Origin of the sequence: Gluconobacter sphaericus NBRC 12467 (assembly GCF_006539125.1) — a bacterium.
Lineage (GTDB): Bacteria > Pseudomonadota > Alphaproteobacteria > Acetobacterales > Acetobacteraceae > Gluconobacter > Gluconobacter sphaericus.
On sequence record NZ_BJMK01000049.1, the window covers coordinates 1 to 10,988 of the forward strand.

At 53.4% G+C, this 10,988-nt stretch carries 11 protein-coding genes; 4 read left to right on the top strand and 7 right to left on the bottom strand.

Translation table 11 applies throughout. From position 1 onward, the window contains the following. Positions 1-326: 326 nt before the first annotated feature. Entirely contained in the window at positions 327-728 is a 402-nt protein-coding gene (locus GSP01_RS13630; protein ID WP_141354383.1) for a nuclear transport factor 2 family protein, read from the bottom strand. Positions 729-756: 28 nt separating this feature from the next. Here GSP01_RS13630 and GSP01_RS13635 point away from each other — a divergent pair, with 28 nt between their 5' ends. Next, positions 757-1,407 carry a TetR/AcrR family transcriptional regulator gene (locus tag GSP01_RS13635; protein ID WP_228123926.1) on the top strand — a complete coding sequence of 217 codons (651 nt, stop codon included), beginning with the start codon at positions 757-759 and terminating at the stop codon, positions 1,405-1,407. Between the two features lie 339 nt (positions 1,408-1,746). On the opposite strand, the gene GSP01_RS13640 is transcribed toward GSP01_RS13635, so the two are convergent. The 4 genes from GSP01_RS13640 to GSP01_RS13655 form a co-directional block, all read right to left on the bottom strand. After that, the gene (locus tag GSP01_RS13640; RefSeq protein ID WP_167495564.1) at positions 1,747-2,904 is read right to left on the bottom strand and encodes an MFS transporter; all 1,158 of its coding nucleotides are present in this window, start codon (positions 2,902-2,904) and stop codon (positions 1,747-1,749) included. 86 nt (positions 2,905-2,990) lie between these two features. Then, positions 2,991-5,408, bottom strand: coding sequence for a TonB-dependent receptor (locus GSP01_RS13645; RefSeq protein ID WP_167495565.1), 2,418 nt, complete (start codon positions 5,406-5,408; stop codon positions 2,991-2,993). Positions 5,409-5,442: 34 nt separating this feature from the next. Further along, positions 5,443-6,570, bottom strand: a complete 1,128-nt coding sequence (locus GSP01_RS13650; RefSeq protein ID WP_141354389.1) for an LLM class flavin-dependent oxidoreductase — start codon at positions 6,568-6,570, stop codon at positions 5,443-5,445. Between the two features lie 36 nt (positions 6,571-6,606). Then, the gene (locus GSP01_RS13655) at positions 6,607-7,749 is read right to left on the bottom strand and encodes an ABC transporter substrate-binding protein (RefSeq protein ID WP_228123928.1); all 1,143 of its coding nucleotides are present in this window, start codon (positions 7,747-7,749) and stop codon (positions 6,607-6,609) included. Between GSP01_RS13655 and GSP01_RS15510 the strand changes: the two genes are divergently transcribed. The 3 genes from GSP01_RS15510 to GSP01_RS14825 all read left to right on the top strand — a co-directional run bounded on the left by GSP01_RS15510 (position 7,678) and on the right by GSP01_RS14825 (position 9,936). After that, positions 7,678-7,995 carry an ArsR/SmtB family transcription factor gene (locus GSP01_RS15510; RefSeq protein WP_373320142.1) on the top strand — a complete coding sequence of 106 codons (318 nt, stop codon included), beginning with the start codon at positions 7,678-7,680 and terminating at the stop codon, positions 7,993-7,995. The genes GSP01_RS13655 and GSP01_RS15510 overlap by 72 nt on opposite strands. A gap of 828 nt (positions 7,996-8,823) precedes the next feature. Beyond that, positions 8,824-9,513 (top strand): GNAT family N-acetyltransferase, encoded by a 690-nt coding sequence (locus GSP01_RS13670; protein WP_141354395.1) that lies wholly within the window; start codon positions 8,824-8,826, stop codon positions 9,511-9,513. 258 nt (positions 9,514-9,771) lie between these two features. Further along, on the top strand, positions 9,772-9,936 hold the full coding sequence (locus tag GSP01_RS14825) for a hypothetical protein (RefSeq protein ID WP_167495566.1): 165 nt from the start codon (positions 9,772-9,774) through the stop codon (positions 9,934-9,936). A gap of 75 nt (positions 9,937-10,011) precedes the next feature. Here the strand turns inward: GSP01_RS14825 and mazF are convergent, their stop codons facing one another. After that, complete coding sequence (mazF, locus tag GSP01_RS13680) at positions 10,012-10,341, bottom strand: endoribonuclease MazF (protein WP_141354397.1); 330 nt, start codon at positions 10,339-10,341, stop codon at positions 10,012-10,014. Beyond that, on the bottom strand, positions 10,342-10,584 hold the full coding sequence (locus GSP01_RS13685; RefSeq protein ID WP_141354399.1) for an AbrB/MazE/SpoVT family DNA-binding domain-containing protein: 243 nt from the start codon (positions 10,582-10,584) through the stop codon (positions 10,342-10,344). Positions 10,585-10,988 lie beyond the last annotated feature (404 nt).

The following is a 10,988-nucleotide window of genomic DNA, read 5'->3' on the forward strand; positions in this document are numbered from 1 at the left end:
GCGACAATCGCTCCATCCCATGTCGCATCGGAGGCTTATGCCGAAACATTTGGGTTGCTTGCATTATTCCATGGTATTCTGCTGCTCGCGACGCGCTGCATCAAGTCTTCAGAGCGGAAACGTTAGTTCGGATCGAACTGAATCCGTCGCGCATGGATACTCGCCTGAGAAAATAAAAATGACCCAGGCAAGATTAGGCGGCGTCATCCGCTTTAAGATCAGTTGTTTGTATTTCGGATTGTCCGAGATGTAGGCGAGAGCAGCCCCATTCAAACCGTCCGTTCCGACCGTTAGTCTTCGGGGGACGCCATGCCAGCTTGTGCCATTCAGTCTGAGACAATCGCTGCAAGCTGAAGCGGGTTCATATAGTCGCGTATCCGAGTGACCTTCGCGTCACGCCTTTCGATGAACCAGACGTAGGACAAGCTCTTTGTGCTATCGTCGACAACGCGTTCATGATGGCCCGTTGCCTCAACAATCAGTTCGTTGCCCGCGCTACGGACGCGAATGTCGCTCAGCCCGCCGAACCGGATTATAGACGGCAGATGGGCCATATAGGCCGCAATGGCGTCCCGTCCGATCAGTTTACGCGGGGCACCTTCGGGCGCGAACGGAAATTCATGGCATGCGTCGGCTGCGTAGATCGCCATCCAGCCCGCGATATCACCTGCGCGAAGTGCGTCCAGCGCATTTTCGAGCCAGTCTGGCAGTTCGGATGTTGGTGACATGGTGCTTCCTTGATATGATTTCCGGACCATGAGTCCAGATTTACATTATATATCGGACCGCAAGTCCGAAAATCAAGTGGTTCGTCGCGGACGGCCGCCGACCGCCACGATCCGCATGCTTGAGGCCGCTGATATCCTCTTTGCACAGGCTGATGGGCCTGAACGTGTGACCATGGATGCCATTGCGGCGGCATGCAGTGTCGGGAAGGGAACACTGTTCCGCGCATTCGGTAGTCGCGCGGGATTGCTCGACGCTCTCTGGGCCACAAAGATCGAAGCTCTACGGGCAAGCGTGGAGAGTGGTGCGGCTCCTTTCCGGCAAGAAACTTTACCGCAACAGCGTCTTGCAGCGTTTCTTGACCTGATCTTGACGTTCAAGCTCGACAACCGCCACCTGATCCGGGCGCTCGAATTCGGTCCGGGCATTCTGCAATCGCCGCATTATCGCTGGATGCTTGGGGTGACCGCGAGGTTCATCGAGGAAGGGACGGGCTCGCCGCCGGAGGGTGCGGCCCTCTATAACGCCCACGCTCTTCTGGCAGCCCTGCATATCGACCTAATTGAGGACATGCTCGCAAACGGGCTGTCGCTGGACACGATCAGGGAAGCCCAGACCAAGCGCGCCTACATGGCAATGAACATTACAGAATCTGACTATAAAATACTCGTACGCACTTGATCGATCATGTCTGCTTTCCAAAAACTTAAACGCCCCTGTTTATGACCGAAATGAAGGCGACTGCCGCCTGTCTGTTCTGGTTCTTTTGAGCAGACAGGCGAATTAGGGGGCAAGCGGAATGTCTGCTATTGGAAACGTGATGGAGAAAGCAGACAGGTCGATGCTGGTGCACTCTCACGCCGCGCCAGCATTTATTTGAAAAACCTCCGCAGAGTATGAAGGTCTGACTCAGCTCAAATTGCAGAATGAAAATCACGTTTAGGAACCAGCAATCAACTCCCCAAAAACCTGAAATCAGGTAAAAGAGAAATCAATCACCGTTTCTTCGAACTCTCCACATCATTTGGTCAGCTGAAGAGGCTGCCTTGGAAGAAGTGTCGCCAAAGCGGCTCCGGCAACTAGAACGAACGCAGCCAAATAGAAAGCGCTGGAGAATGTCCCGGTCAAATGTACAAGGTACCCGGTTGTCACTGGAGCAAGAAACCCGACTCCATTGCCGAAAATCATTCCGAACCCAGTGACTGACCCAATTCGGGTACCGTCTACCAGAAGATCGGAGCCAAGTGCCGTGTTGGCGCCCAACGCGGCCATAATCAAACCGATCACTACTGAAACACAAAATAAAACCAACCATACCGAATTTAGAAACGGAAGGATGCCAATCACCGAAGATCCCAGAAGCAATACCGCCACAACAAGACGTCTGGGTGCCAGTATCTGTTTCGGCAAAAAGGCGAGGGAAATCTTTTCCGCTATTTTTCCGAGCACGACCGAAAAAACGGCTGCTACTCCGTAACAGATGCTTGCATCCAAGCCTGTTTCAAAGGTCTGTAAATGGAACGTTCGATGCAAATAGGTGGGGAACCATGACATCATCAGGAAATTTGCGTATTGTCCGGCCGCACCAGGAGACAAAAGTCCCCAGAAGGTGCGTTGAGTAAGAAGATTGAGCAGCGAGCGACCATCACTCCATTTCATTCTTTTGACGGCTTCAGCGGGAAAGACTGACCTCCAGCATACGGCTATGACGATACTGAGCGCACCATAGGCCAGAAACGCACTTCGCCAACCGGTCCAGCCAGCCAGCCATCCACTTCCCAGAAGTCCGAAAGCAAGCCCGATCTGGCTGGAGCAGACCAGAGCTGTCAGGATCATTCCCCTGTGTTGTTCCCCAGACCACTGGCGGACAATCCGGTTGGCCAGCGGGAATGTCGGCGTTTCACCGATACCCAATAGAACACGACTCATGAGGAAGACAAAAAGAGTAGCAGATAAGCCTCCCATGAACATGGCGAACGACCAGATCAGAAGAGCCGCCACTCCCATCGTCCGGGTCGGATAACGATCGACCAATAAGGAGGCGGGGAACGTGAGTATCACGTAGGACCAAAGAAAACTCGAAAGAACCCATCCGGTCTGGGCAGGCCCTAGATTAAACTCATGCGCAATGAGAGGCATGCTGACCGAGAGGACAGCACGATCGCCATAACTCAGCATAAACATTCCGATCGCCATCCCGCAGAGGGCGGATCGATGGAACGGGGACAGTACTCTGTCGGCCATAAGCCTGCGTCCTCTACAATTCAGAAGCGATACATTGCCTGAAGAAAGAAACTACGCGGCTGTCCCAGCGTGAGAGAAGACAGGCCGTTGATCGGGGTAATTGCCAGAGACTTGTAATGGCTATTCTGCAAATTCAGAACGGACGCATCAAACGAAAGATGATGATTGTTCTGGGGGAACCATGTCAGATGGGCATTCCAAAGCGCGTATTTTCTCTGGCTTAGCAAAGGATCTGATGTTTGGGAGGATACCGACGGATAAAAGTATTGTTTTGAGTAGTATTGGAAGTCGCTTCCCAGAATGAGGTCACCGTGAGGAAGCCGGATGTCGTAGTCGGCATATCCTGACAAGCTGACATGGGGTGAGCGCGGGATCTGTGCCCCCAGAATTCCGTCGCCGTATTCACTTTGCGATGTGTAGCGCGTGTCCAGCAGACCCAGATTGGCACCGAGCTTCAGGCCGACGACCGGGTGGAGCACTGTTTCCACCTCAGCGCCCTGAATACGGGCCGCGCCAGCATTGCGAAAAACAATGGTCGTAATGCCTCTCCCAATATTGGTCGGAACGTTCACCAATGCGTTCGCATAATTATAGCGAAATACATCGGCATTCAGGGTCAACCGATGGTCCCAGAATTGCGTCTTGGCACCCAATTCGAACGAATCGATGGTTTCCGGATTCACAGATGTTAATTGCTGAGCCGAAAACGATGTGCCCGGAACCCTGCTATACCCTGTAAAGCTGTAATTTCCCGGCATCTTCCCCGAAGCGAAACGAAAATAAGCCATTGCCTGTCGCGTTATATCGTATTGGATCGTAAAATCAGAGTTCCAGTTCCGGTAGGTATTATGCTCTTTCTGAGTCAATACTCTGGATGCGCCAGCAGGTAGTGAGGCAAGAGAATTTCCATAGACCCCCGCGCTTCCAGTCAGAGGGACTGCGTCATAGGCGTTCGTGATGCCGATCCGCTCAATGGACCACCGCAAGCCGCCGGTGATGTGAAAACGCGATGTTACGTTATAGGTAGCGCTAGCAAATGCTGAGCCGTTTTGCCAATTTTGATCATAATGATCCCGAGAATATGGCGGAACGGAAAAAGAAAGCGCCTGACCATTGGCAGTTACGGGTGTATGGTAATAGGCATTCGCGCCGATGCTGTCGAGATGCTCGAGCATTCCGAAAAGACCGGCTTGCCAGGTCCAGCGACGGGTACCATGAGAAGCAATGCGAATTTCCTGTGTTGCCTGCCAGTAGTCACCGGTATTGTAAGATGCGTTGTAAGGTGTCTGCCCGGTAGGCAACGCAATCATGGGGTATGCTTCGCTCTGGTTGCGACGGTTTCCTTCAGCAGCGGAGATTGAGGTCAGCGTGAAATGCGGCTGGGACCAGACCGCCTTGACGAACCCACCGGTTTCCTGAACGAATTGCTGAGCGCGATATGTATTGACCTCGTCATACGCCAGTTTCGGAACGGCTGATGGCGTGTTATAGCCCGGAATATACACGGTTGACGGATTGCCAAAACCGCTTTTCGACAAATCCGCTGCGTATTGTTGCGGATATACTGACCCGTCAAACCTTCTGTAATGGCCATTCAATGTAATATTGAGATCAGGCGTGGCCCGGATGAGCAACTGCCCCCGCGCCGCCGTGTCCAGGCCACCTCCAAGTTTTTTTCCGTCCGTGACATTTTTTTGCCACCCATCGCTGTTATCCCCATAGAAGGCAAAACGGCCGGCCACCTTTTCGGGGATGATCGTGCCACCGATTGCGACCTGTTCCTGAGAATGATTGAAGCTTCCATAGCCGAATTTGGCATATCCCTGGCGTTTGAATGTTGGTGCCTGAGAAATTAGGTTAATTGCACCGCCATTGGCGTTCTTACCCCACAACGTCCCCTGTGGACCCCGAAGAACCTCTGTCTGCGCCAGGTCGAATAGGGGGAAGCCCTGATTATAAACGTTGGCGATGTAGACTTCGTCGTAATAGACTCCGACCGGATTGACGGTATTCGCGTTGGTGCTGTTCGTACCAATTCCGCGCATGAACCACCGGGGGCGTTCAGGTCCTTCGGTCGCTGCGCCTTGAAGATTGGGTACGAGTTTTGCGATGTCGCTGGTGCGCTGCAACTGGGCATCGCGTAAAATCTGGTCACCGCCGATGACTGACAGAGAAACCGGCACTGTTTGCGGGTTTTGCCGTCTGCGCTGAGCAACAACAGTGAGCGTTTCATCGCGCGGTCGTGTGTTGCCGATAGCGGACGTAGCATGTTTCGGATCAGAATGTTGAACAGATGGTGACGAATGTTTTTTTTCCGCGAGTAGCGGAGAGGCGGCGCTCGCTTCCACCACAGGATATGCAAGCAGTGTGCTACCGAGAAGGGCAAAACGATGGGCGTGCGTCAGATAGCGATGAACGGGGAAGCGCGACTGAGACATGTGGGAAATCCTTGGGCGCCAGCTAAGCTCGGGTTTACGAACTCTGCTGATCACGATCGAAGAGAGACGACCAGGTGAGGTTCTGATTAATGGGAGTCGACGCCGCATTCTCGGTTGGTAGACGTGGCATAACCAGTTCGCCGAAGCGGTAGGCTTCTTCGAGCAGGGGCATGCCTGAAAGAATGAACGTTTCGATTCCGGCTTTTTGATATGCCTCCAGCGTACGCAGAACCGTATCTGGCGACCCTACGATCGCAGTGCCAGGTCCAGGGCGCACGAGACCAATGCCCGACCAGAGATTTGGTGCTATTTCAAGATCCCGAAGATTTTCGGGTTTTTTGCCTTGGTGCAACGCCGCCATGCGTTTTTGGCCAACAGAGTCGGTATTATTAATCATTCGCTGATTGGCCGCCACGCTGTCCGCATCCATATGAGCATATAAGTCATTGGCAGCGTCCCATGCCTCATTGTCGGTGCGGCGCACGATCACATAGAGACGAACTCCGAATGAGAGTTCCCGGCCATAACTCTTGGCCCGTTCTTGAACACGGGCATGCTTTTCCGCGAGTTGGTCTGGCGTTTCCCCCCACGACAGATAGGTATGGACATGGCGTGCGGCGACATCAATCGCAGCATCCGATGAGCCGCCGAAATACAGGGGCGGCGCAGGGATCGTCTTTCCGACTGGAAGGGCCAGCTTCGCGTTCTTGAGAGAGATGTAACGCCCTTCATACGTCACGGCCTCGCCTTCCATCAGCCTATGCCATATGGAAAGATATTCGTCCGCCATGGCATAGCGTTCGCCATGAGGGAGGTGAAGCCCATAAGTCTCCAGCATTTCTGTAGTGCCTGAGACAATGTTTAGCAGCACGCGCCCCTTCGTAAATTCCTGCAATGATGCCGCCATTTTTCCGAGCAGTGTTGGAGGGATTAGCCCTGGGTGAATGGCAATCAGAAATTTCAGACGGTCTGTGAAAGAGGCCAGCGCACTTCCCAGCGCCCAGACATCATGCGCGCCGGTCGCAAAAAGCGCGCCAGTATATCCAAGTTGATCGTAGGCTGACGCCAACTGACGATAATATCCAAGATCTACCTTGCGCGTTCCGTCCTGACGCCACGGGTAAACTCCGTCAGGCGCACACATATATCCAAATATTTTCATGTCACATTTTCTCCGTGGAAGAGGTTTAAGGCCCACTCAGAGCCGCATGGCGTCCAGGACAGCAATTTCCCGAGAGAGGTCACCATGACGCAGGAGGGTGTCCGCCTCTTCCTGCTGTTCATCGGCGATTTCCCGATCAGCTGCGTGTATGCTCCAATCCCGTGCAGCGATGGCTGTTGACCAAGTATTCAGATCGACATGTTCTGTGCGGGCATCCGTCAGAATGCGTGCTGCTCTTTCTGGATCAGCGCTAATTTCCCGCCCGAGAGTTATCAGGCGCGAAAGAACGTCTTCTTTCTGTGATGCGGAAAGCTTTCTATTCCTGATCGTCCAGAAAACAGAGCGATTGGGAATTTTGTCACCACACTCGGCAATGACCTTGACGAAATTTTTGGATATTGCCTTTTCGAGCAATGGAGACATTGCAATCCATGCATCCACTTTGCCGTCCAGAAGGTGAGTGAGGGATGCTGACGGCGAGAGTTCAACGCGTCGCACGTCTCGCAGAGTAAGTCCCACCCCATCCAGAAGACGTGCCAGTAGGTAGGTATGGAACGAGCCGTCAACCAACGCGATCCTCGCTTCCTGGAGATCTCGGATGTCCGCAATAGCTGATGTAGGTGTTGTCACCAGGGCACCATTGTGCGGCCGACGAGCTGATGCCGCGATATATTCAACTTCGGCACCGTTCGCCTGAGCAATGATCGGCGGCGTCGATCCGGTACCACAAATGTCAATTTCACCACGCGTCAGGAAGCGAGCGCTCTCACGGCCATCATCATAATGTACGAATTCGACTGCGATTCCATTAAACAGAGCGGGCCAATGGGACGCGAGAAACAGATGCAGGTTTGCATTATGTACCCCAATTTTTAGTGACACTTGAAGCCCTTTCACTATATCGATATGCATAATGATATAATGATAACAAAATACGCAAGGTGATTCGTTCTTAATTCTATAAACTATATATAAAAGTGGTATAATCTGATTTTTCTCTACCCTTTGTCTGAAACGCTGTATAAGGGGGACATGGTATTGTCCGTGCTCTGTCGAGATGTCGCTGCGGCAAGCAGTGTCCTGCGGGTTCTTGGTAATCCGACACGGTTGGCTATTGCTTGCCTGCTTGTTGAGGGGGAGCGATCGGTGTCCGAGATCGAACGATGTCTGGACATTCATCAGCCCACCCTTTCGCAACAGGTGGGTGTTCTTCGGAACGCTGGAATTATTAGAGGTAGAAGGCAGGCCAAGCACGTCGTCTACGGTGTCTCGGATCAGCGCGCGCGCGCTGTTATCCTTTCGCTCCGATCCATGTGGCCAGATCTGGTCCCTGCTTATGCGCGCCTCATCGATTCCCAAACTACAGCTCAGGAAGCAGCGAGCTTACATGTTGAAACTCAACTCTCTGATCTGGAGATAATGTAGCTCGATATCAATCGATGATTGTAATAATTTTTTTCAAGCCTACAGCGTGTCGTCAGTTAAGCAGGATGATGATTGAGGCAAGTCCCACGGCTGTGAGGAAGGTGAACTTCAGTTCATCGTAGCGGATTGCGATAGCGCCAAACTTCTTGGTTTTGTTGAATAATCTCTCAACAAGGTTCCGTTCGTAGTAGAGAGAAAAATCGATTTTTCTTTGTATCGTTCTGTTGCGTTTTGATGGGGTGACCGTGGTAATCTCTCGCTATATTAGCCGATCGACAAACCGGTCCGCGTCATACGCCTTGCCAGCAAGAAGAGTACCCGGGTCGATATTTTCCAGAGCAGTTTCTTTTGGGTGATAAACGTCACCTTCTCAGCCTAGAACAATCTCACGGCCATACCGCCAATCATCCGATCCATCGGCATCAAAAAATAGGCTCAAACAGATCAGTACCTTTAACAGTTGATATTATCACGACATATCTGTCCGCTTTCCGGAAGTCCAGAAGACACCAGTTATGTCCGACATCGATGTGGTGATGACAGTTTTCCGAAAGCCGACATTGTCAGGCGAGCCGCGATAGACTGCGTTTGGGACAAAGCGGTCATGTGCACGCGACATGAAGAGCGGCAGCCTCGGTCAGAAGAAGACGTTCAACCCACATCCAACCACGTCATAGACCGACAGGAACTGGGCCGGTTCCGGACTTGCGGCTCTCAGACGAGAAGACCGCTAAAGCTGACCTGTGGCCAGACTAAAAAGCTCGGCACCATATGGATGCATGGTGCCGAGCTGCCTGCTGCGATAGGAAGACAAGAAACAGCCACGGGATGTCTGAACAGACAATGACAACAGATCTGACGAACTGGACCGGTGTGCCCAGACCTGCCCGTCTTGTCATGGAGGGGCGCTATACGCGACTGGAGCCGCTCGATCCGGCGCTTCATGAGGCCGATCTGCTGCGCTCGGCGCAGGAACCGGGGGCCGATGACCGGTTCCGCTACCTGTTCGAGACGACACCCGCCGACGCCGCGAGCTTCCATGCCTGGATCGAGAAAGCGGCAACATCCGAAGATCCCCTGTTCTTCGCGGTGATCGACAAGGCGACCGGCCGCGCCGAGGGGCGCCAGGCCCTGATGCGGATCGATACGGCGCATGGCGTCATTGAGATCGGCAGCATTCTGTGGGGGCCGGCGATCGCACGCACCTGCGTCACCACGGAAGCGCTGTACCTGTTCGCATCCTATGTTTTCGACACGCTCGGCTATCGCCGGTTCGAGTGGAAATGCAACGATCTGAACGGGCCATCCAAGCGGGCAGCCGAACGGTTCGGCTTCCGGTTTGAAGGACTCTTTCGGAACCATATGGTGGCCAAGGGTCAGAATCGTGACACGGTCTGGTTCGCAATGACCGATACCGACTGGCCTGATATCAAAGCCGCACTTGAGGTGTGGCTCAGGCCAGGGAATTTCGATCCTGCCGGACAACAGATTGCAAAGCTGGTCGCGATCAAGACATAAGTGCGGGCCTGACAACAGGTTTTCGTAATGGGTGACGCCGATCGGGGACGTAACGAATGGCTTCCCACGGTCAGCCGGCACATTCGACCGTCACAACGTCATTTTCGGAAACAGGTCAGCGACCCAGTCGATGAACACACGCCCCCGTGGCGAGAGCTGTCGGTTGCGTGGGTAAAGCAATGAAACCGGCGTCGACGATGATGGACAATCGGGGAGAACAGTAATGGTCCTGGCTGGATGGCGCTGAAGGGGCAGCGCGTGGGTATTGTTGATACGTGGGACCCCGTGCGTGACGGAACAGATGCCCAGTTTGAGGTGCGAGCCTTTGTTGGAGACGGGCAGGTCTTCGTGGAGAAAGTCAGTGACGATATCTGGATCGGCGGGAATGTCGTGACCCGTATTTCCGGAACGATCACCGTATAAGCATTCGGAGCGCACAGGGTGGCCTGCCTCCTGTGACAGGGAAAGCGAAAAGGGGGTATTTCGCTTTCCCTGCTCTTATCCGATTAATAGCCGAACGCGCTCGCGGACCGCTTCAAGTTCGCCTTCAGAAACCCGGCCTTTATGCTTGGCCCGTCTGGCACGCCAGTCAAGACTGCGAACCTGATCAGAGAGAACAACGCTTGTTGGTTCTCCCGTCAGGGGTACTTCAAAAGGATACCCTTTGACTTTTGTCGTTGTCGGGCAACAGACGATCATTCCGGATTTTTTGTTATAGCTGGCGGGAGACAATACGACAGCGGGGCGATGTCCGGCCTGTTCACGCCCTGCCTGAGGATCAAACTCCAGCCAGACAATGTCTCCGCAGTCTGGTACCCACGCCGACACTTACCAGATCTCTCCACCGACTTCAGATCCAAAACTCACTTCACCATGGCGGTTATCATCCGTGATCGCAGCGGTCAGGGCTTCCAGAGAAAGGGCAGCAGATCGAACCGGTTGAATGACGATGCGTCCATCTTCTTCCCGGACATCAACGGCCTGGTTAACATGCAGGTGAGCCGCTTCAAGGATATTGGCCGGCAAACGAATGGCGGCGCTGTTCCCCCATTTACGAACGGTTCCAAGCATTGAATCTCTCCTACGTGTGTCTACATGGTAGATACCACGTCAGCAAGCTCCGTCTCAAGCCGAAAATGGCAAAATGTCCGCTTTGGGCGGATCAGACCTCCGGAGCGGACATTCCGTTTACCTCCCAAGTCAGCCGCGAGCCTCAGAATAGTTACAGACCTGCGTGAGTTGAAATGGCTATCGCGGAGAGTGGCAGAGATGATCAGACTGTCCCTCCGGGAGCAGACGTTGTCCTTGCATGGCGTGTGTCGAACACGCCTCGTAGAGACCTTTGCGGGCCTTTCTTGATGTCTCGGACCTATGTCCGATAATAAGAAAAAGCAGACATAGATTGGAGGGTTCGAAAAACCTCTGGTTCTGGGCCTATCTGTGTGATTCCATTTTTCCTGCGTTGATTGGAGATG